The sequence below is a fragment of the Salmonella sp. WC3 genome, from assembly GCF_042932255.1.
In the GTDB taxonomy this organism is placed as follows: Bacteria; Pseudomonadota; Gammaproteobacteria; order Enterobacterales; family Enterobacteriaceae; genus Salmonella; species Salmonella enterica.
Genome location: NZ_CP170629.1, coordinates 1962453 through 1980614 on the forward strand (window position 1 = coordinate 1962453; position 18162 = coordinate 1980614).

Genomic DNA, 18162 nt, shown 5'->3' on the forward strand with positions numbered 1-18162 from the left:
GTACTGCTTTTCATGTTGTCTTCGCACCTGGTTGATTTTTTTTCTGCGCCTCGATCCACTGATCAACGGCTTCTCTGTTGTATATGCATTCGCTCGAAGGCTTCGGATTTCCGTCTGGTGAAATGTGCAGGTACTCGCGGCCCAGCATCCAGGATTCTTTTCTGGCGCGGGTAATGGTTCCGGGCTTAAGCCCGGTAACCGCAATCAGAACTTTTTCGCTAACCCACTTGTTTGGCGTCAGTTGGATAATGTTGCTCATCGTTTTCTCCAGTGGCCCCGCAGCGGGCCATCGCTAATATTCAGTTTGCCTGTGCTGGCAGATTTCTAAGTTTCCGGACGCCGATCATTGCGGTGGCTACGTAGCTGGTGGCCCGGTTAACTACTTCGACAGGAACCTTTACGCCATCCACTACAACGGTGTAATTGGTAACGTGCTTTTGTCTGCCGTAATCGCCGAACTTCTCATGATGCGCTGCCAGTGCAACATCACATGCGCGACGGCCCAATGGCGATTGCTTACTGCGATTTATAAGGCGCATAAAACCTCCTCAGGCGGGAGGGCGTAACCCCTCCCGATGCAATTAGCCGATGTATTCCGGTTTCATATCATCCAGGGTGACGCGGTACTTATCGTGCAGTTCGTCGCCAAGATGACGTTTAGCAGCGCCAAGCGTGCTTTCAGCTTTAGCAAACATCTCTGCGGCTTCCGGTTCGCCAGGGTTTGGAATTGAGTTGATCACTGCCTCGACTTTGTTCTGTGCATCGACCTGGTAATAGCGCTTCACTGCTTTGTTTTTTAATTCGGTGAACAGCGCAGTACCCAGCAACGCTTTCTGTGATTCGATATCCGCACGGATTGCTTTTGCCTGATCAACGGAACTTGCTGTATCAATGCGTTCGCGAAGATCGTCGGCAACAGCATCAACGTTAGCTGCCGACTCCTGCGCGCTGGTCCTGGTGCTAACCTCGCTGGTGATTTCCTGTACGCTCATGCGCTGGACTGGAGCAGGGTTAATCTCGCGTTCTTCTCGTTGCTCAACCTCATCAGGGCTGTACACGCCGAGGATCACTTCCGGGCAGTACAGGCGAGCCCAATATTTAACGCCCAGATAGGCAATTTGCTGTTTAGGGTTTGAAACCCATAGCGGAGAATTGCAGGTAACAACGCCGGAGAGGTAAAGAGGTTCTCCCCAGGTGATTTCAGATTCACCTCGCAGAATGGCACCAACCTGAACGAACAGGCCGATCTCGTCCTCATCCGTCCAGCCACGAACGCGCTCAGTGACGGTGTACTTCCCATTTTTACCGTTTTTATCGCGTGTGATTTCCTGTGTCCTGGTGCAGCGCTCCCAGTCACCCCCATAGCGGTAATGAAAACGGCCATGAATGGCACTGGAGCTTGCGATTACTGCGTTGACCAGTTGTGCCTCGTAACCAAGAACACCGTTAACCAGGTGTGTTTTCTGAGCCACAGCGTAAGGATTCATGCCCCATTGCATAGCCTGCATGACGATAGCCATACAGTCGGCTGGTTTCCCTGCAAGGTGTGCCGGTACCGTCACCTGTGAGTCTGCCATCGGGTTAGCGAAAGCTGTTAACTGACCCAGTGCCTGAACGTTAAAAATTGCGTTACTGGCAGAAATGGTGTTTGGTGCCTGCTGCTCAGTGGTAACAATATTTGTGTTTTCCATGATTTTCCCCTTATGCCTGTACGCGCAACGCTTCAAGGCGGCGCACATCAAAATCGTTCAGTTCGTCGGTGTAGTCTTCTGTGATAGGCGCTGACCATTCACCAGTGTCGAAGCCGTTTGCTATCTCTCGCATTGTTTTGCGGTATTCCAGCATGCCAAGTTCCAGCAACTCGGTAGACGCCTCAATGATGGCGACCCAGTGGTAGTTCTCGTCTTTGTTGACGAAAATCCAGAAAAACTGGTCCAGCGCCGCAGTTTCGCAGTACATGGCCGCGCTCAGGTGATAGTCCCGATCGATGATTTCCCGGTGCAACTTCGCACGCAGGCCTTCCTGCTTGATGTTCCACATGCTGATAGTTTTCAGGTCGGCGCCAATGCGCAGGCCGCCCATATCGAGCTCAAGGTCAGGGCGTACCCGAACTTCCAACCCGGTTTCCTCATCAATCCCAAAATAGCTAACCTCGACAGCGCGGCTTGGGTGAGTCAGCAATTTGCCGGCGGTCGGGTGCTCCAGCAGGGCTTTCTGAATGTTCAGCGCGGTGCTGAGCTGTTGGCGGGTGACCAGCACTTTCCCTTCGGTGTTCTCCCGCCACGCATCCAGCAATTCGTCGGCGAATACCGCTGCCGGGTTGACTGATTTCACGGCCTGAATCAGATCGGCCTTCGTGCCAGAGACTTTCAACGGCGACGATTTTTGCGCTTCCTGAGCGACCAGGTCAGGGTTGATTATTGCCAGTTGCTCCAGCAGCGCGTCACGGCTGCCGCTGGTTTTAACCGGCGCGGGCAGGGTGGCGTTGTACTCTTTGATGCAGGCTTTCATCGCCGTGGCTGTATGTTTGGTGCCGTTTTCAATGCGCTGGAATTCTTCGGGAAGCTGCTCATACGATGCATAGGTTTCATCTACCGAAGCTCCAAGCGGCATCTGCGACGGCAGGGTGGCGTTGTACTCTTCCAGCAGCGCTTTGATATCGTCAGCACTCAGCAGCGCTGGCAGGCTGGCGTTGTGCGCGTCGATGAACTCGCGCAGGGTGGCGGTGGTGTTGAAAGCACCCTCAGGGATCTCCGGCTCTACGCTGAACTCCGCTTCGAGGTTTTCCGGCTGTAGAGCCAGAACATGTACCAGGTTGCCCATATCAAGCACTGGAGAGCGCTCTTTGACGATAGTCTTCTCTACGTGACGCGCGTTAAAGTACATCAGCGACACGCGAGCATCTTTCACCTGAGTTGAGCTGATCCCGTTGGCGGCGTGGTAAACCTCGTTTGGTACACCTTCATAGCGGCCCGGCTCGAAGTATTCCGGCCAGGCTGCTTCTGGCTCTTCTTGTTGCGATTCCGGTACGTTTTGTTGCGCCTCAGGTTCAGATTGGCTCACAGAATCGTTGTTCTGGTGCGTCTCAGCCTGATTCTGGTTCTCTACGGTAACGGCTTCTTTACCAGTACCCAGATCGCCTTCGCCTGCCTGCACCGCATCACCAGCCTGTTTTTCATCACTGTCAGCTTTTTGAACCTGCACATTGCTGGTGGTCTCCGGATTCGTTTCTGTGCCATGAGTTGATGAGTTCTGCATTAAAGCGGACACGTCGAAAATACCGTTGCCAACATTTTTAACCAGTTCAGGTTCGGTGGTCGGCTGGCTTGTCCCGGTCTTCACCCATTTTGGGTCGTTCGGGTCGCTGATGCCTTCCACATATTCACCGCGCGCGGCGGCAAGCTGTCGGTTGGCTTCTTCTACCGCGTCTTTTTCCGGAGTGTGTCGGGCAGCCGTGAGAGCTTCCTCGGTGGGGTTCTCGTGATCAGTCTCCGTTAAGTTGGCGTTGATATACCCCTGAAGGCGTCCGGGGTAGTGATAAAACTCAGGGTGCGCGCTTCGGATCAGCGCGAAAATAGCGGCGCGGGAATAATCCAGGATACCGGGCGTTGCGCGAAGTGCTGCGGACCATTCTTTGAACGGACTTTCCTTTTTCTTTACGATTTCTTTTGCGCGACGGTAAACGCTGCCAGGTAGCTCATAGATATTAAAGTCCATAGGCAAAGTGGCCATTGCAATCTCTACGTCCAGAGTATCGAGAGTATGTTCGTAATCAGGGTTACGGTCAGTCTTATTGCCACCGCCAGCGTTGGCGCCGCTTTCAGTGCGTTGAATAGCCGATACACGGTTGCCTTTCGCCCACTCCTTAACGAGCAAACCGCGATCGATATGCTCCGTCTCGAACCATGTTTTAAGGAACTGGATAACAGTCGCCAGTTCAGGAGTTTTTCCATCGACAGGGAATATTTTTTTAACGGCATTCACTATTTTGTGAATGTCATGTTCAATGGCTTTCTTGAACGCTTCAACATTCTCGGCGGCAAGCAGCAGGTTCTGGACATATGAATTATCGGTGTCCATTTCGAGACGCAGAATTTCTTTTTTCTGGGAGGCGTCGACGTGATAAAGATACTCACCTTCACCTATGTACTGAGCAAGAACGCGGTGACGGAGAGGCATAGTTGCGACAACAGTCAGCTCGGGGGCTGGGGCTGTTGCCTGGGCAGGGCTGTTGCTTTCGTTACCAAAATTTTCGGTGTGGTCTTCCAGCACTTCGCCTGTTTCGGTATCAACACCATCGACGATATGCTGGCGCGCCGCGGCGGCGGCTTCAGATGATGGCAGGGTGACGCCGGGGATTTGCGTCCAGGTCATATTGTCTTTAGCGAGTTGATAGTAATCGCAGAAAGTGAGGCTCAGTTCGCCTTCCGGCGGCAGCTCGTTAACGACAGGGAAATTAGTAGCGACAGCTTTGAAATAATCTTTCAGCTTCGCACCGGATTTAATCAGAAGATAATCCAGTGTTGCATTTGCCGCTTCAAAATCATCACTGCACCAGAGTACAGCGTCTTTCTGGCCTGATGATTTCTTTGCTTTGCGGACTAAAAATACAGGATTAATTCCACTCATTGTTTTGTCCTCAATTCGTGTAGAATGGAGGTGCCTTAACAGCACCCCGATATATCTGGTTGTTAGGTCCGGTTCGCTTTGGTCGGTTGGACCGGACAGGGCACGCCCGCTTCGGTGGGCGTTTTCTTAATGGATGGTCTGATAAAATTTTTCTGAGTAATCAAGCTTGTAACTTCGGTAATTACCAAACCCTGCTTGTTCTCCATCACTTACCTTGACTGTGAGCAGCGAAATGGCTTCTACAGCACAATGAGGACAGTCGAACTTTCCGAGTACATATCCACCGTCGAGAATCACAGTGGTTTCGCCAGTTGAATTTGAGTGAATAACGCCTGAGACTTTCTTTTCGCAATTGAATAAAGCAATGCTCTTATTAACTGCTTTCAGGTTCATTTCTATTTTTACGATTTCCATAATTTCTCCAGTCTTAAATTCAGGGTGTAGGAAGCCACGCCAAATTAATGGCGAATTTTTCATTTCATATTTCGGAACTACTATTTAACTTTCGTGCGCCATCTGGTCGTATTCAGCGCACTGCCTGGAACAATATTCCTTTTCTTTGCGCGCCAGTTGCGAGCCGTTGAGATAGAGAAGGGTGTTTTTTACTTCTTTGCCTTCATCAATGGATTTGCGGCAGTAACCGCATTGTTTAAGCATCCGGATCTCCTTTCTGCGCCAGCAGGTAGCAGAGGCGGCGGATTAAAACCTCAATCCGGTTGAGCGGGACGGCCTGCTGTCGAGCTGGTTTACGTGCGAAATCAATCATTCTCACCCTCGTTTGCCTTATCGCCGGCCAGCGGAACGTTTATCACCTTCTGCGCGTTAACTTTTCCACCTCATTCCGGTCTTCGTATGCCCCGGGCGGCTAGTTCGTGGGCGTCCTGCCTCGGTGGTTCGTTGTTGCTATGGAATAAGTAAGGCATTATTTTACTTTATAGTCAGCCAATGCGGAATTGAAGTGTAAGGCAAGGCTGTACAACAAGCGTGTTCATTTTTGAACTATGTGTAGCCGCTCAATATGTATATGATTAAAAAAACATCAGTAAGGGGTGGTTATGGATCGTGACGAGCTGGAAGAAGACCGTGCGGCATTCATTGCGGGTGAGATTGGCGGCGCAGTGGTCGAATTGATAATCGACGGCGTAGTGATTAACCGTGATGCAATCGTTGAACGTCTGGAGGAGAAGCGGAGGAGAGTCGGGAACGTTATTCACAAAGGTGTATTACGGGATGCGGCTGCTATGGTGAGAAAAGGGCAATAAAAAACCCGGCGCGAAGGCCGGGAGTCAAAACTTTACTGGAAACTTTTAATCATAAGATTTTTCTTGACGTAATTCAGTCTCTCGTTGTGTATTTCTGTAACCGTCGCAATCACGCTAACACGCTCCCCTACCTTATATTTACTTTGTAAGTTACCAAGCATTTCAATAGGATATGAGCATTTAAACTTGCCGAATTCATTGACTATTTCCAATTTCCCGAACATAGATAATAAAGCTAATTCACCGGTAATAATCTCATCGTAAGGTTTGGATACATGTGTGGTCATTAGGCGCTGAGATAACTTACGTAAACGTTCATTGTTCAATGAAACATGGCGTTTTCCATTACTAAGAGGGCCAACCCAACTAAGATCAAAGTTTAAGTTGTTTTTTTCACATTCTTGGGCAATTTTTTGCAAACTGGCGGCAGAATTTGTACCTATTTCAGCAATTTTCGAGATGAACTCAACGTCATTATCTGTGCCTAAAAGTGAAAAAATCTCCTTAACAGCGTGGCTCGAAACAGTATCAACTAATTCACACGATCCTGTTGAAAAGGTGATAGCTAACCTTGTTGAGCCTGGTGTTAAGTCAGCAAGCCGCATATCTAGTTGTGTTCTTATACTTTGCGGTACTCTACTGGAGTCTTTACCGCTTGAGATTCTGTGTGTCGCTTTTTGAATTAGCCCAGCCAGGCTGCCAGATAATGCAGAAAGAAGCTCTAAAGGAATTGTTCCAAAATCAACCAAAGCCCCTCTGAGGCGCAACTCCATGAAGTCAACCAGTGGGTGTCTCGACTCGATGTGACGTTTTTCTTCCAGTAAATCGCTTAAATGAGAATCCATAGAGTTGAATAAAACTCTATCAGCAAAAGTGTGGTTACTCGTTAGGGAAAGAGAGTCAACCTCACGCTGAACGAAAGCAATTCTGTCATTTAATGACTTGAAAATTTTATCATCGTTCATAGCATGATCCTCACCAAACCCTTTGGATTCTCCTTACGATCAAAACCAAACCAACCGCGCCAGTAACTTCTTCTCTCACTATAGTTAACTTGAGGGTGGTTTTCAGCCAAGAGCAGAACATCAATATCAAAATTCTGCTTTACGTATTGACGATCCAGCATTGCTCCTACTTGACCATGCAATGTAGAAGGTAACTGATTCAATGCTTGATAATCTAAAACTAAAAGTAAATCAATATCATCTGGCTCTGGTTTTTCTGTAGTAAACGAACCATCTATCCAAACTTCGCTAAAACATTTTATTTGCAGGTTAATGTCGCGAATGAATTTCATGTACTGTATATATTTACAGTACAAATCATTTCGACGCAATGACTTTGGAAAGCTATCAACACATAAACGCTTCAGTCCATCGTCATCAAAATCATGGAAACCCGCGGTAAGTAACGGGGGAAAACACAACTTTTGCATGCATTGCCTTGCTGTAAGTATTTATGTTTTTGTGTAGTGTCGAGTTTTTGACCTAAGTGTTATTTTCGTATGCGTCGTGAAAAATGTGCCTTACTTGTTAGGCACACGATAATAAATTTACATCATACTAACCATTTGAAAATAAATGTATTATTCTGGTTCGCTTCTAATCCTTCGCCCCATGTACTTCGCATACAGTTCGTCGAGTTCTTTCAATCGCAGAGATACGATCCGCAACATGTTCTGCTGCTCTTCTTCCGGTAACTGGCGATAGAGCTCAAGCAGGCGCTGTTCGTCAGGTTTAAGTCCGTCTTTCTCTCCGACATCCTCACCAAGCAGCCACGGAATTGATACGCCAGCAGCATCAGCGATAGCTAATGCGGAGCTTTTACTAATTCTTCCTGTTTTGAACCAACTGGAAACTGCTTGTTTGCTGACACCAGCTACCCTGGCCATCTCTGTTTTAGAGAAACCCTTCTTATTTAACTCTGCCAGCCTGGAGATCAGGCCATTCGTCAGTGTGTTATCGCTCATCACCGCATTGTAAATGATTGCTTTACTTGTAGGTAGGCATGCGTAGTTTGACTTGTTGGTAAAATGATGATTTACTTTTGCCATCTAAGGAGGTCCTATGACTGGTATTGAAAAAGCAATTCAAAAATTTGGAACAGGGGCTGCTCTTGGAAGAGCGCTTGGATTTTCAAAAATGACAATTTCCAACTGGAAAAAGACCGGGATTCCCCCCGATCACATTCGTTCAGTTTTCGAACTTACAGGTGTTACGCCACATGAGTTACGGCCTGACTTGTATCCAAATCCAACAGATGCATTACCAAGCCAAGAGGCATCAGCCAAATAACCATAGAGGATATTTACCCATGGAGAACGCAATTGCACGAAAGTTAGACCCACCAGAAATCAACCCGATTGAGATAGAGAGTGTCCTGCTCAACCGGCTTGCATCAGTAGGGCAGAAATCATACGCCGAGCATATGGGCATCAGCGAGTCGACAGTCAGCAGGCGTAAAGCTGAGGGATATTTCTGCAACATGGCGAAAGAGCTGGCTTTTCTTGGGATTCAGGCCGCGCCACCGGAAGCGGTACTGGTATCCAGAAACTATCTCACAGCCGTAGAGATTCTCGCTGATGCCGGGCTAAAGGCTGAACGAGCCAGGCCGGATGCGCTGGGGTGGGACTGAAAATGGTAGCAACCAAAAAGGCGAAAGCCGCGGTGAGGGGTCACCAACGGCTTTCTGGTGGAATTAACTGGATCAATTCACAGGAGTAATTATGGCAAACACTGCTGAAGTAATCAATTTTCCTGTGCCTGACGTGGCACATAAGGAGCCGCGCGTGGCAGAGCTCGATGATGGGTTTACGCGCATCGCCAATGAGATCCTTGAGGCTGTAATGCATGCAGGTTTGTCGCAGCATCAGCTTTTGGTGTTCATGGCTGTCATGCGCAAAACATACGGCTTCAATAAGAAATCTGACTGGGTCAGTAACGAGCAGCTCTCGGTGCTGACCGGCATTCTCCCTCATAAGTGCTCATCTGCAAAAAGCGCCCTGGTTAAGCGGGGGATATTAACTCAAACCGGTCGTGTTATCGGGATTAATAAAACGGTCAGCGAATGGTCATCTTTACCTGTAAAAGGTACAGAAAAAAAACCTTACCTGGAAAAGGTAAATTTACCTGAATCAGGTAAGAAAAGTTTACCCGAATCAGGTAACGGCTATTACCCAAATCAGGTAAACACAAAAGACACTATTACAAAAGACAGTAAAGACAATAGTAATAAACCCCCTAAACCCCCCCGGGCGGTTTCGTTCGATGCATCAAGTGTTCAGTTGCCTGACTGGCTGTCTTCGATCACCTGGTCTTCATGGGTTGAATACCGCCGTGACCTGAAAAAGCCGATCAAGTCTCAGCAGACCGTGACGCAGGCTATCAACCTGCTCGACCGCTGCAGGCTGAACGGATACACACCTGAAGAAATTATTAACCGCAGTATTGCGAATGGCTGGCAGGGTCTGTTCGAACCTGACGGACAGGCGAAGCGCAGCAGAGATACCGATCAGGAAAGTATCCACTGGAACAGCCCGGATGCATGGAGGGATTTCCTATGAAACCTGAACTCTACCGCGCAATAAACAATCGGGATGGCGCAGCGATGGCAAGCATAGCCAGGGGTAACCCTGAGCATGGCCGGGTTGTGAATTCAGACGCTGAGCGCCTTGTTGACGCGCTGTTCATGCAACTGAAGCAGATTTTCCCGGCCGCGACGCAAACCAATCTCCGCTCCGATGCTGACGAGCGAGTAGCTAAGCAGCAGTGGATAGCGGCATTTTCAGAAAATGGCATCCGCACCCGCAAGCAGCTATCCGCCGGAATGCAGAAAGCCCGTTCCAGCCAGTCTCCGTTCTGGCCGTCGCCAGGTCAGTTTATTTCGTGGTGCCGTGAGGGGAGTGGAGCACTAGGGGTCAGTGTTGACGACATCATGGACGAATACTGGCGTTGGAGAAAGCTGGTTTTCCGTTATCCGACCAGTGAGCAGTTCCCCTGGAGAGATAAAAATCCGCTGTATTACCACGTCTGCCTGGAGCTGCGCCGCCGTGGAACTGAGGGGCAATTAAGTGAAAAGGAACTTATCCGGGCCGCTGGCGACATCCTGCATGACTGGGAAAAGCGAGCTCTTGCAGGTAAACCCATACCGCCTGTTCGTCGCGCTTTATCCGCGCCGTCGCGGGATCGCGGTCCAACGCCAGCCGAGTTGTTAATGGCGAAATACAAACAACGCAAAGACGCCGGTCTGATTTAACAGGAGCAACCAAATGAAAGAACGTGGAATAACTGATGGTTTAACCATGAATCAGCTTGCAGAACGTAATGCTGAACACGTAACTACTATAGCGGCACTGGAAGCCAGATGCGCGGCGCTGGTAGCGGAGAATGCGGGGCTGAAATACCAAGAGCCAGCCGGATACCACGTCATCAAAGAGTGCGGAAAGGTTGGCTGTAGTGTTGCAACGCTTGAGGAGGCCGAGAAAACGCGGGACTTCTGGAATAAAAAGTGGACTATCAGGCCGTATTTCTACTCCGCAGCACCAGCGCCGGTAGTGCCGGAGGAAATGCCAAAAGGCCTGGCGGATCAAATTGTCAGTCTGCTGGCTCATAACATTGGCGATAAGTTTTTGGCTCAGAAAATCTGGAACGCCTGTCGCGCTGCCATGCTTCAGGGTAGCAAACCTGTAAGTAATCGTGATGAGTTGCTATACGCAAAGGTTAAGGCAGTCGCTGACCTGTACGCCCTGTACTGGAAATCGGGAGAAGTGGTTACTTATACGCCTAACCCAGAAAAGGCGACCATCTGGCTAAATAACTACTCGGGAACTTGCGTTCAGGAATACGTGAAGCTTGAACGGCTGCAAGAAGCGCTGGCTGGCAACTCTCCGGTAATTCCGGATGGTTACGCACTTGTCCCCGTTGAACCAACGGACGAAATGATAGCGGCAGCGATGGAATGTGATGATGTGGTTTTCGACAGTAAAGATCCAACCGCATTCTGTGTTCAGTTTCGGGAAATATATTGCGCGATGGTGGATACCGCACCAAAACCAGAGCAGAGCTAATGTCCCGTATCTACATGCCGGTCCTGTGATCGGCATTAGTGTAAAATCAAAAAATACGAATCAGTGGTTTGTAATCAACATTTCTTAGGTTTGTAGATATGCGAATAATAATCAGGAAGAAACCTGCGTTCACTGACCTGTACCAGACTGGTGTTCTGACGCGTATAGCAGCCGTTAAGACTGACAGTGGCGGCTGGCGCCTGTTTGGAGTGTGGCGTGATCAGGATATCGCTGTATTTGTGGAAGCGGCGCGCGGCGGCATCCGGGAATGGTCCGGCTTAAATTATCTGGCTGAGTTTGTGTTCAGTTGTGGCATTAGTCTCTGGGAGGTTCACAACAAGACAGAAAGGAAAACTCCGGCATGAAGTGTTGCGTCATAACCCGCTTCGGCGGGTTTTTCCGCCTAAAATCTGATATGAAACAACATGCTAGCTTTTGCAAAAAGTGCTATTCACCTCTTGAATATTCTTTCTAACAGGTATACTGTGTTTATATACAGTAGTTAAATGTAGAGGGAATTATGAGAATTGAACTTGTTATCAGCCGGACAAAACAGCTTCCGGAAGGTGCCGTTCCTGCACTTGAAAAAGAATTAATTACCCGTCTCCAGAATCAGTATGAAAACTGCAACTTAACCATCCGTCGAGGCAGTCAGGATGGTCTGAGTATCGTCGGTGCTGCTGATGGCGATAAAAAACGTATACAGAGCATCCTGCAGGAAACGTGGGAAAGCGCTGACGACTGGTTTTATTAACATTGCGCTTAATGCTGGCGCGCATTTTTCAGAATACCGCAATTTGCGTATCCCTTTGATGCTGCTGCCGACAATTTTTAACCGCGTCTGTACATCGCCTGAAGGGAGAACAAAAATTGAGTAATTCAGCTTTGCAAAAGTCAGAAGATAGCTGGTATGACATTGTAAGAAGATCTGATGGCTGCGTGGTGTTTAGCTTTCCATCATCAGGCAGGCATCTTATCTATCGTGTAAATGGCATGGTATCTATGCGTCCTTTGCTGGATGATGAAGAAGTTTTTACTCCCAACGGTTTTATGCATTTTATTCGCCGTCTCGGCTACCGGGTAACACCACCTTCTGATAATATGAAATCAACGGCCTGAACAACCGTTAACCTTCTGCGCCACGGAGAATACCATGGCGCACGAATTACAACTCATCAAGCAGTCATCTGGAATTCTGATCCCCGCAACGCCGGAGACCAGTGATATTCTGCAATCAAAAATCAAACTCGGCGCCGTGCTGGTGGCTGAGTTCCGTCAGGTGAGGAATCCTGTATTCCATCGCCGCTTTTTCGCGTTGCTTAATCTTGGGTTTGAATACTGGGAACCCACCGGCGGCGCCATTTCTGCCAATGAGCGCAAACTGGTAAACGGTTATGCAAAGTTTCTCGCTGCATATGGCGGGAATGAAAGCGCATTACTGGATGCGGCTGAACAGTATCTGGAACAGATTGCAAACCGCCGGGTAACAAACGGGATTAGCCTGTGTAAATCATTCGATGCCTACCGCGCATGGGTGACGGTTGAGGCTGGTCACTATGACGCCATCCAGCTACCGGACGGCACCCTTCGCAAACATCCCCGCAGCATCGCTTTTTCCAGTATGGATGAGGTCGAATTTCAGCAGTTGTATAAATCTGCGCTTGATGTTCTCTGGCGCTGGATTTTATCACGTACATTCCGTACTCAGCGCGAGGCCGAGAACGCCGCCGCCCAGCTCATGAGCTTTGCGGGGTGATGGCGATGAAATACTCCTGGTTCCATCATCATGACTGCACAACCGAGCAGGCCGACACGCTGATATCGGATTATCAGAAGCGGGGCGTAAGGACAGAAAAGAGCCTGAACCCTGACTTCATTACCTGGACTGTCAGCGCGAAATTACCTGAATATGCACACCGGGTGCGGACGCCAAAATCCTTACGCCAAAAGGTCTGGGGGTGAACATGGCTAAATTACCGCGCCGTAAGTGCGCAAACAAAGAATGCCGCCAGTGGTTTCACCCGATACGCGAGGGGCAGATCGTTTGCTCGTACCAGTGCGCCAGCGCCGTCGGCAAAGAACAAACCAGAAAAGCTCGCGAAGCCGCGCAACGTAAGGCGCAATCCCTTCAGCGCGCCGCTGAGAAAAAAGAACGCGCCACCTGGCGCCAGCGGAAAGCCCCGGTTAAGCCGCTGAAGCACTGGATTGACTTGACGCAGCGCGCCGTAAATGACAGTTGCCGCGAAACCGAACTGGCAGAAGGACTCGGTTGCATCTCCTGTGGAACGAAGACGGCGTTCGCATGGCATGCAGGCCATTACAGGGCTACGGCCGCCGCGGGGCATCTGCGCTTCACTCGTTTCAACATCCATCTTCAGTGTGATGTCTGCAACGTCTACAAATCAGGGAACATCGAAGCATATCGTACCGCGCTGGTTGAGCGTTACGGTGAGGCGGCGGTGCTGGCACTCGAGAACAATAACACCCCGCACCGCTGGACGGTCGAGGAGCTGAAGGAAGTCAGGCTCGCGGCTCTGGCGGATCTGCGTGCGCTAAAAAAGCTGGAGGCCGCATGAAACCAGAACTGATCGAGATACTCCGCATGCGCTGGTTGCGTCTCCGAATTTATCGATACCGGGGATCTTTTCCTGTGGCATACCGCATTCTTCGTAATTACGTCCGCATTGAAGCAAAACGGGAGCATCGAAATGAATCTTGAGTCCTTACCGAAATATTTTTCACCTAAATCCATGATGCCCGGCGCAGTACCATGCGGAATAACGTCTGATACGCTGACTATTACTGACGTAATGGCATCCCTCGGGCTACTTACTGCAAAAGCCGCAGTGGGTATTGAATTGTATCTTGCAAAAGCTGGGGTTTTATCTTCTGAAAATATCATCGCCTATATCAGGCTATTAGCAGAGCAGCGTGCAGAACGGCATGGGGCATTACGGAAAATGGAAGAGGGTAAGCGTTCAAAATTTCTCGACACTATGGCGCGTTATGTATTTCGCGATTATTCCCTCAGCGCGGCCAGCCTGGTGACGTGCAGTAGCTGTCATGGTGCTAAATTAATTGATGCTGAGGTTTTCACGAACAAGGTTACCTATCCGGATGGTAAGCCACCAAAATGGGTAAAAGATACGAAAGGTATTTCTCCGTCCGACTGGGAGGTGTGGAAATCAGTTCGTGAGCAGGTACGCGTAGTGTGTAAGGCGTGTGATGGCAAAGGCCATGTGAAAAATGAATGTCGTTGCCGGGGACGCGGAGAAATTCTCGATAAGAAAAAATCTGAGTTGCAGGGCGTGCCGGTTTATAAAAAATGCCCAAGATGCAAGGGAAGAGGCTACCCACGTCTCAAAGATACCGAGATTTTTAAAGCACTAGGAGTAACGGAAATGGTATGGCGGTACAACTATAAACTGTTTTTCGATCGGCTGGTGGAGCATTGCCATATTGAGGAATCGTATGCAGAAAAGGTTCTGGGAAACGTGACTCGATGACCAAAATAATTTAGCTATTGCAAACTTAACGGAAAATGGCTAACCTGATTCCAACGATGGGTTATTATGCCTGTGACGTTACAAGAATTAAGAACCTCGCCTCGGCGGGGTTTTCTTTTATGGATTCCCGACGCCAATAAGACAAAGTGCGGGGAGTGATGCGGAGTCTACATGTTCCAGCCGACCGCAAAGCTCACACAGGCAGGACCACAATCTGATACCGCGATAGCTTTTGCTGATCGCGCCGGAGCGGTAACCGGCAACAATTTAAGCCTCGGTGATTGCCGGGGCTTTTCTGTTTGTGCCGTCCGGAATAATCCCTCTGAGTTTTGTCGTTGATCCACCGGGCGGCCTTCCTACTTCACACTGCGCCATCCGAGCTATCGGAGGTGAGGCTTATGAAAATGCACAACGATCCCCATTCAATGGACTCACAATCTATTTTTGCTGGCTCACAATTACTGCCAATGGAAAAACTTCTCATTTGGCTCTGAGCGTCGGATTTCGCTCTCACTTAGCGTGAGTCCACGTCCGATTTCAGTTGCAGTTATTGTGAGCCAAAATTTGCGCTGATTGCGAGTCTGACTTTTTTCGATTGTGAGTCGTTACAGATAGCCGCCGGGCCAGACACCACAACGGTACCAGGTGGCGTTATGTGCTAGAAACCGAAATTCTTGAACATCTCATTACTACTCATATCGTTGGCTGGCGCACGGTTCATCGACTCCATCTGCTTGATCAACCCTATGCTAGCACCAACAGGCCCCCCGACGCTGAAACCGACGCTGCTGGAGCGGGTTTTGCTGGTGCTACTGCTGTGGGTTTGACTACGGGTGTTACAGTTGCTTTGGTGTGTCCGTGTGAGACCATTTTCGCTGAGCTGGCTATCTTCACTTTGGGTGCAGTTTCCCTGTGACTGGCTGTGACTGTCTCCTGTGGTGTGGTTGCGGCTATCCGTGTGCCACTCGCTATAGCCTCCCGCCGGCGCAATGATTCCGACCGATGTACCGTGGGTGGCATAGGGAGGCATGACCATGCCACTACAGCCACCGAGCAGTAACGCGGTGCCGACGATAAAAATGAACTTACCCAGAGCGGTGTTTTTCATTAGTTCCTACCTATTTCTTCTCGTTGGTTATTTCTATGCCCTGCCTTGGCAGGGCTCGCTATTATTCATTCTTCAACTGTGAGATCAAGTTATTTTAATTAAATCGGTATTATTCTTAATTGTGTTCTTTATGAATAAATATCCTCCGGCATAGCCGGAGGATATTTATTATTTCCCCTCATAACTGAGAGGCCCCACACAACCAGAGGGGGATGAATGTCCGAATCGATTTCTGGTACTGGGTTAGCAGGTGGCATCCTGACAGGAGCCAGTGTCTATGGACTGCTGACCTGTATTAGCTCAGACCTGAACTGGTTACTGTGTTGTAGCATCGTGGGATTTTGCATTTTTTGATGAGTGTCAATTACTAAATTCGTAGGCGATTCTTGGTGGTGATGTGTGACCCATCTCTTTTAAAATGATATTGGTATACTCGACTACCGGGCCTCTTGGATTACTGTCTTCTTTGTCCTGAAGGTGAGTCAACGCGTGTACAACTTCGTGAATAAATGAGCGTGTTGTATCAAATTGTTGTGGGCCATCATTACTTTCATAGTACTCTGGTATTGAATCATCGTCTGTATCATCCAGGTTGAGGGCAATCACTTTTCTGCCTTCTGAACTCTCCAGGTCCTCATCAGTTACGGTAGTACCAAAGTTTTCTCCGGCTCCCAGCAACCAGCGTTGTTCTACATCACGCAATTCCTGATCGTAGGCATAATTCATCAGTCTGCGGAATGTCCCGCTTTGAGTGTATGCATCTTCAAGTATGCGTGATAGCACCTCACGGCATTCATCATAGGTATCATCATCAATTTCGATATCAGGATCCATTCCTCCTGGTCCAGAGATAAGGTATTCAGCAAGACACATTGGTTCCAGCCTGGCTTTATCATCGGTAGCAAGACCATCATGTTGGAGGCGTAATTGCGAAGGATTATCTTGGTGTTCTGGAAGGTCTGGAAATACCTTGCTGTCATGAGGATGGGATAATCCATATGTTGACATCATATTATTGATAAATATTGGTTTAATTCCCGTTGGCATGATGAGTTACACATCCTTTTTATTACATGGAATTAACATTCTATAAATAGCATGTTTTTGTCAAACAGAATTCACTCAGCACGCAATCAATTAAGCTAAAAGCTAAATTTGCAGTATTTGTGCCTCACCTCCATTAAAATTGTACTCTGCGTGATTTTACTTTCAGATTCTGCAACCACAGGCAATCCTGTTTTACAAGATATTAAACCCTGCAACCCAACCATTTCACTCACTCTAGTTACCATCCGAAATCATCGGAGGTGAGGCTTATGAAAATGAATGACAAGACTCCTGAATTCTGGGCTGCGGTTTTGACCGGACTCAAAAATGCGTGGCCCCAGATACTTGGGGCGTTAATGGCCGGACTCATTGCCTACGGCCGACTGATATACGACGGCGCCACCCGTAAAAATAAATGGTTTGAGGGCGTCCTGTGTGGCGCTCTTTCCTTATGTGTCACCAGTGCGCTTGATGTGGTAGGCCTGCCGGTTTCCATTTCGCCTTTCGTTGGCGGAATTATTGGCTTTGTCGGTGTGGACAAGCTGCGCGAAATCGCAATTAGCGCACTCAAAAAACGTGCAGGGGTTAATGATGAGAATCAGTGAAAAAGGCATTACCCTAATCAAAGAGTTTGAAGGTTGTAGCCTGACAGCTTATCCGGACCCGGGAACGGGGGGAGATCCCTGGACGATTGGTTATGGCTGGACCCACTCTGTTGACGGTAAGCCAGTTAAGCCCGGAATGATGATTGACGAGGCTACTGCCGAGCGCTTGCTTAAAACTGGTTTAGTCGGTTATGAAAATGATGTGTCCAGACTGGTTAAGGTCAAGTTGACGCAAGGCCAGTTTGATGCGCTGGTGTCGTTCGCGTACAACCTCGGCGCCCGGACATTATCCACATCAACTCTGCTGCGGAAGCTAAACGCTGGTGATTACGCTGGTGCCGCTGATGAGTTCCTGCGCTGGAATAAGGCTGGTGGGAAAGCCCTGAACGGGCTTACCCGTCGGCGTGAGGCGGAGCGTGCTCTGTTCCTGTCATGATGTTCAACTGGAAAACGATGTTTGTTGGCCTGTTGCTCGTCTCGCTAATTGTTGCCGGTCTGCTGGCAAATCACTACCGAAATAATGCCAGCGCCTACAAAGAGCAGCGCGACACCGTTACTCATAGGCTGACGCTGGCGAACGCGACAATTACCGACATGACTAAGCGCCAGCGTGACGTTGCCGCCCTCGATGAAAAATACACGAAGGAATTAGCCGATGCGAAAGCTGAGAATGATGCTTTGCGCGATGATGTTGCCGCTGGCCGCCGTCGCCTGTACGTCAACGCAACATGCCCCGCAGTGCCGACAGGTAAATCCACCTCCACCGCCCGCATGGATAATGCAGCCAGCCCCAGACTGGCAGACTCCGCTCAACGGGATTATTTCGCCCTCAAAGAGCGAGTGAAGACGATGCAAAAGCAACTGGAAGGGGCGCAGGCGTACATTCGCACCCAATGCCACGGTAATGCAGGAAAAACTAGTAACCAATGGTGACTGTATT

The 18162-nt window shown here is 49.1% G+C and carries 27 protein-coding genes and 2 pseudogenes; 17 read left to right on the plus strand and 12 right to left on the minus strand.

Features of this window, described 5'->3' with window-relative positions:
* Window positions 1-10 precede the first annotated feature (10 nt).
* The 7 genes and pseudogenes from ACFK9X_RS09225 to ACFK9X_RS09255 all read right to left on the minus strand — a co-directional run.
* Complete coding sequence (locus ACFK9X_RS09225) at window positions 11-259, minus strand: excisionase family protein (protein ID WP_000065276.1); 249 nt, start codon at window positions 257-259, stop codon at window positions 11-13.
* A 40-nt stretch (window positions 260-299) separates the two neighbouring features.
* Window positions 300-539 carry a DUF4060 family protein gene (locus ACFK9X_RS09230; RefSeq protein WP_001237031.1) on the minus strand — a complete coding sequence of 80 codons (240 nt, stop codon included), beginning with the start codon at window positions 537-539 and terminating at the stop codon, window positions 300-302.
* Window positions 540-581: 42 nt separating this feature from the next.
* Window positions 582-1739 carry a RecT family recombinase gene (locus ACFK9X_RS09235; protein WP_151116238.1) on the minus strand — a complete coding sequence of 386 codons (1158 nt, stop codon included), beginning with the start codon at window positions 1737-1739 and terminating at the stop codon, window positions 582-584.
* Window positions 1702-4629, minus strand: a complete 2928-nt coding sequence (locus ACFK9X_RS09240; RefSeq protein WP_151116240.1) for a RecE family exodeoxyribonuclease — start codon at window positions 4627-4629, stop codon at window positions 1702-1704. The genes ACFK9X_RS09235 and ACFK9X_RS09240 overlap by 38 nt, the downstream gene beginning before the upstream one ends.
* A gap of 126 nt (window positions 4630-4755) precedes the next feature.
* A complete protein-coding gene (locus ACFK9X_RS09245) occupies window positions 4756-5106 on the minus strand; it encodes a hypothetical protein (protein WP_001750116.1) in 351 nt (116 codons plus the stop codon).
* A 21-nt stretch (window positions 5107-5127) separates the two neighbouring features.
* Window positions 5128-5286, minus strand: coding sequence for a YdaE family protein (locus tag ACFK9X_RS09250; protein ID WP_000917562.1), 159 nt, complete (start codon window positions 5284-5286; stop codon window positions 5128-5130).
* Window positions 5279-5434: pseudogene (locus tag ACFK9X_RS09255) on the minus strand (hypothetical protein); the annotation flags it as partial. The gene ACFK9X_RS09250 and the pseudogene ACFK9X_RS09255, both read right to left, overlap by 8 nt.
* Before the next feature lie 250 nt (window positions 5435-5684).
* Here ACFK9X_RS09255 and ACFK9X_RS09260 point away from each other — a divergent pair.
* Window positions 5685-5891 carry a hypothetical protein gene (locus ACFK9X_RS09260; RefSeq protein ID WP_000373338.1) on the plus strand — a complete coding sequence of 69 codons (207 nt, stop codon included), beginning with the start codon at window positions 5685-5687 and terminating at the stop codon, window positions 5889-5891.
* A gap of 32 nt (window positions 5892-5923) precedes the next feature.
* Here the strand turns inward: ACFK9X_RS09260 and ACFK9X_RS09265 are convergent, their stop codons facing one another.
* From ACFK9X_RS09265 to ACFK9X_RS09275, 3 genes are all read right to left on the minus strand, one after another.
* Window positions 5924-6856: a hypothetical protein gene (locus tag ACFK9X_RS09265; RefSeq protein ID WP_023185157.1), complete on the minus strand. Its 933-nt coding sequence runs from the start codon at window positions 6854-6856 to the stop codon at window positions 5924-5926.
* Window positions 6853-7326 carry a DUF6932 family protein gene (locus ACFK9X_RS09270; RefSeq protein WP_001170496.1) on the minus strand — a complete coding sequence of 158 codons (474 nt, stop codon included), beginning with the start codon at window positions 7324-7326 and terminating at the stop codon, window positions 6853-6855. The genes ACFK9X_RS09265 and ACFK9X_RS09270 overlap by 4 nt, the downstream gene beginning before the upstream one ends.
* 150 nt (window positions 7327-7476) lie before the next feature.
* Complete coding sequence (locus tag ACFK9X_RS09275; RefSeq protein WP_001151473.1) at window positions 7477-7944, minus strand: helix-turn-helix domain-containing protein; 468 nt, start codon at window positions 7942-7944, stop codon at window positions 7477-7479.
* A gap of 13 nt (window positions 7945-7957) precedes the next feature.
* On the opposite strand from ACFK9X_RS09275, the gene ACFK9X_RS09280 reads away from it, so the two are divergent.
* The 13 genes and pseudogenes from ACFK9X_RS09280 to ACFK9X_RS09340 all read left to right on the plus strand — a co-directional run bounded on the left by ACFK9X_RS09280 (window position 7958) and on the right by ACFK9X_RS09340 (window position 14985).
* Entirely contained in the window at window positions 7958-8185 is a 228-nt protein-coding gene (locus tag ACFK9X_RS09280) for a YdaS family helix-turn-helix protein (protein ID WP_000145711.1), read from the plus strand.
* Entirely contained in the window at window positions 8151-8525 is a 375-nt protein-coding gene (locus ACFK9X_RS09285; RefSeq protein ID WP_015702794.1) for a CII family transcriptional regulator, read from the plus strand. Before ACFK9X_RS09280 ends, ACFK9X_RS09285 begins: the two co-directional genes overlap by 35 nt.
* 91 nt (window positions 8526-8616) lie before the next feature.
* The gene (locus ACFK9X_RS09290) at window positions 8617-9453 is read left to right on the plus strand and encodes a replication protein (protein ID WP_151116242.1); all 837 of its coding nucleotides are present in this window, start codon (window positions 8617-8619) and stop codon (window positions 9451-9453) included.
* Window positions 9450-10145, plus strand: a complete 696-nt coding sequence (locus ACFK9X_RS09295; protein WP_000801767.1) for a replication protein P — start codon at window positions 9450-9452, stop codon at window positions 10143-10145. Before ACFK9X_RS09290 ends, ACFK9X_RS09295 begins: the two co-directional genes overlap by 4 nt.
* Window positions 10146-10158: 13 nt before the next feature.
* Window positions 10159-10956: a hypothetical protein gene (locus ACFK9X_RS09300; RefSeq protein ID WP_000664367.1), complete on the plus strand. Its 798-nt coding sequence runs from the start codon at window positions 10159-10161 to the stop codon at window positions 10954-10956.
* A 520-nt stretch (window positions 10957-11476) separates the two neighbouring features.
* A complete protein-coding gene (locus tag ACFK9X_RS09305; protein WP_001217669.1) occupies window positions 11477-11710 on the plus strand; it encodes a DinI family protein in 234 nt (77 codons plus the stop codon).
* Between the two features lie 116 nt (window positions 11711-11826).
* Window positions 11827-12075, plus strand: coding sequence for a hypothetical protein (locus ACFK9X_RS09310; RefSeq protein ID WP_014343878.1), 249 nt, complete (start codon window positions 11827-11829; stop codon window positions 12073-12075).
* A gap of 34 nt (window positions 12076-12109) precedes the next feature.
* Window positions 12110-12712, plus strand: a complete 603-nt coding sequence (locus ACFK9X_RS09315; protein WP_001540681.1) for a DUF1367 family protein — start codon at window positions 12110-12112, stop codon at window positions 12710-12712.
* On the plus strand, window positions 12712-12918 hold the full coding sequence (locus ACFK9X_RS09320; RefSeq protein ID WP_001241019.1) for a hypothetical protein: 207 nt from the start codon (window positions 12712-12714) through the stop codon (window positions 12916-12918). The genes ACFK9X_RS09315 and ACFK9X_RS09320 overlap by 1 nt, the downstream gene beginning before the upstream one ends.
* Before the next feature lie 2 nt (window positions 12919-12920).
* Window positions 12921-13532 (plus strand): recombination protein NinG, encoded by a 612-nt coding sequence (locus ACFK9X_RS09325; protein WP_151116244.1) that lies wholly within the window; start codon window positions 12921-12923, stop codon window positions 13530-13532.
* Entirely contained in the window at window positions 13529-13675 is a 147-nt protein-coding gene (locus ACFK9X_RS09330) for a YlcG family protein (RefSeq protein ID WP_001617856.1), read from the plus strand. The genes ACFK9X_RS09325 and ACFK9X_RS09330 overlap by 4 nt, the downstream gene beginning before the upstream one ends.
* Window positions 13665-14462, plus strand: coding sequence for an antitermination protein (locus ACFK9X_RS09335; protein ID WP_001047630.1), 798 nt, complete (start codon window positions 13665-13667; stop codon window positions 14460-14462). The genes ACFK9X_RS09330 and ACFK9X_RS09335 overlap by 11 nt, the downstream gene beginning before the upstream one ends.
* Window positions 14463-14860: 398 nt before the next feature.
* Window positions 14861-14985: pseudogene (locus ACFK9X_RS09340) on the plus strand (hypothetical protein).
* Between the two features lie 135 nt (window positions 14986-15120).
* On the opposite strand, the gene ACFK9X_RS09345 reads toward ACFK9X_RS09340, so the two are convergent.
* Together ACFK9X_RS09345 and gtgA are read right to left on the minus strand one after the other, a co-directional pair.
* Window positions 15121-15570: a lipoprotein gene (locus tag ACFK9X_RS09345; protein WP_000798706.1), complete on the minus strand. Its 450-nt coding sequence runs from the start codon at window positions 15568-15570 to the stop codon at window positions 15121-15123.
* A 360-nt stretch (window positions 15571-15930) separates the two neighbouring features.
* Window positions 15931-16617, minus strand: coding sequence for a type III secretion system effector protease GtgA (gene gtgA, locus ACFK9X_RS09350; protein WP_001574215.1), 687 nt, complete (start codon window positions 16615-16617; stop codon window positions 15931-15933).
* Between the two features lie 275 nt (window positions 16618-16892).
* Here gtgA and ACFK9X_RS09355 point away from each other — a divergent pair, with 275 nt between their 5' ends.
* From ACFK9X_RS09355 to ACFK9X_RS09365, 3 genes are read left to right on the plus strand one after another with little or no spacing between them, the layout of a single operon-like run.
* Complete coding sequence (locus ACFK9X_RS09355) at window positions 16893-17222, plus strand: phage holin, lambda family (protein WP_151117915.1); 330 nt, start codon at window positions 16893-16895, stop codon at window positions 17220-17222.
* Entirely contained in the window at window positions 17206-17658 is a 453-nt protein-coding gene (locus ACFK9X_RS09360; RefSeq protein ID WP_000984585.1) for a lysozyme, read from the plus strand. The genes ACFK9X_RS09355 and ACFK9X_RS09360 overlap by 17 nt, the downstream gene beginning before the upstream one ends.
* 17 nt (window positions 17659-17675) lie before the next feature.
* A complete protein-coding gene (locus ACFK9X_RS09365; RefSeq protein ID WP_151116246.1) occupies window positions 17676-18155 on the plus strand; it encodes a lysis protein in 480 nt (159 codons plus the stop codon).
* Window positions 18156-18162 lie beyond the last annotated feature (7 nt).

Coding starts and splice junctions, on each gene's coding strand:
- ACFK9X_RS09245 (WP_001750116.1), bottom strand. CDS start 5,106: ATGAAAAATTCGCCATTAATTTGGCGTGGCTTCCTACACCCTGAATTT.
- ACFK9X_RS09355 (WP_151117915.1), top strand. CDS start 16,893: ATGAATGACAAGACTCCTGAATTCTGGGCTGCGGTTTTGACCGGACTC.
- ACFK9X_RS09280 (WP_000145711.1), top strand. CDS start 7,958: ATGACTGGTATTGAAAAAGCAATTCAAAAATTTGGAACAGGGGCTGCT.
- ACFK9X_RS09235 (WP_151116238.1), bottom strand. CDS start 1,739: ATGTGCGCCGCCTTGAAGCGTTGCGCGTACAGGCATAAGGGGAAAATC.
- ACFK9X_RS09225 (WP_000065276.1), bottom strand. CDS start 259: ATGAGCAACATTATCCAACTGACGCCAAACAAGTGGGTTAGCGAAAAA.
- ACFK9X_RS09320 (WP_001241019.1), top strand. CDS start 12,712: ATGGCGATGAAATACTCCTGGTTCCATCATCATGACTGCACAACCGAG.
- ACFK9X_RS09325 (WP_151116244.1), top strand. CDS start 12,921: ATGGCTAAATTACCGCGCCGTAAGTGCGCAAACAAAGAATGCCGCCAG.
- ACFK9X_RS09365 (WP_151116246.1), top strand. CDS start 17,676: ATGTTTGTTGGCCTGTTGCTCGTCTCGCTAATTGTTGCCGGTCTGCTG.
- ACFK9X_RS09260 (WP_000373338.1), top strand. CDS start 5,685: ATGGATCGTGACGAGCTGGAAGAAGACCGTGCGGCATTCATTGCGGGT.
- ACFK9X_RS09335 (WP_001047630.1), top strand. CDS start 13,665: ATGAATCTTGAGTCCTTACCGAAATATTTTTCACCTAAATCCATGATG.
- ACFK9X_RS09250 (WP_000917562.1), bottom strand. CDS start 5,286: ATGCTTAAACAATGCGGTTACTGCCGCAAATCCATTGATGAAGGCAAA.
- ACFK9X_RS09240 (WP_151116240.1), bottom strand. CDS start 4,629: ATGAGTGGAATTAATCCTGTATTTTTAGTCCGCAAAGCAAAGAAATCA.
- ACFK9X_RS09285 (WP_015702794.1), top strand. CDS start 8,151: ATGCATTACCAAGCCAAGAGGCATCAGCCAAATAACCATAGAGGATAT.
- ACFK9X_RS09315 (WP_001540681.1), top strand. CDS start 12,110: ATGGCGCACGAATTACAACTCATCAAGCAGTCATCTGGAATTCTGATC.
- ACFK9X_RS09345 (WP_000798706.1), bottom strand. CDS start 15,570: ATGAAAAACACCGCTCTGGGTAAGTTCATTTTTATCGTCGGCACCGCG.
- ACFK9X_RS09295 (WP_000801767.1), top strand. CDS start 9,450: ATGAAACCTGAACTCTACCGCGCAATAAACAATCGGGATGGCGCAGCG.
- ACFK9X_RS09275 (WP_001151473.1), bottom strand. CDS start 7,944: ATGGCAAAAGTAAATCATCATTTTACCAACAAGTCAAACTACGCATGC.
- ACFK9X_RS09305 (WP_001217669.1), top strand. CDS start 11,477: ATGAGAATTGAACTTGTTATCAGCCGGACAAAACAGCTTCCGGAAGGT.
- ACFK9X_RS09270 (WP_001170496.1), bottom strand. CDS start 7,326: ATGCAAAAGTTGTGTTTTCCCCCGTTACTTACCGCGGGTTTCCATGAT.
- ACFK9X_RS09330 (WP_001617856.1), top strand. CDS start 13,529: ATGAAACCAGAACTGATCGAGATACTCCGCATGCGCTGGTTGCGTCTC.
- ACFK9X_RS09360 (WP_000984585.1), top strand. CDS start 17,206: ATGATGAGAATCAGTGAAAAAGGCATTACCCTAATCAAAGAGTTTGAA.
- ACFK9X_RS09300 (WP_000664367.1), top strand. CDS start 10,159: ATGAAAGAACGTGGAATAACTGATGGTTTAACCATGAATCAGCTTGCA.
- ACFK9X_RS09265 (WP_023185157.1), bottom strand. CDS start 6,856: ATGAACGATGATAAAATTTTCAAGTCATTAAATGACAGAATTGCTTTC.
- ACFK9X_RS09290 (WP_151116242.1), top strand. CDS start 8,617: ATGGCAAACACTGCTGAAGTAATCAATTTTCCTGTGCCTGACGTGGCA.
- ACFK9X_RS09230 (WP_001237031.1), bottom strand. CDS start 539: ATGCGCCTTATAAATCGCAGTAAGCAATCGCCATTGGGCCGTCGCGCA.
- gtgA (WP_001574215.1), bottom strand. CDS start 16,617: ATGCCAACGGGAATTAAACCAATATTTATCAATAATATGATGTCAACA.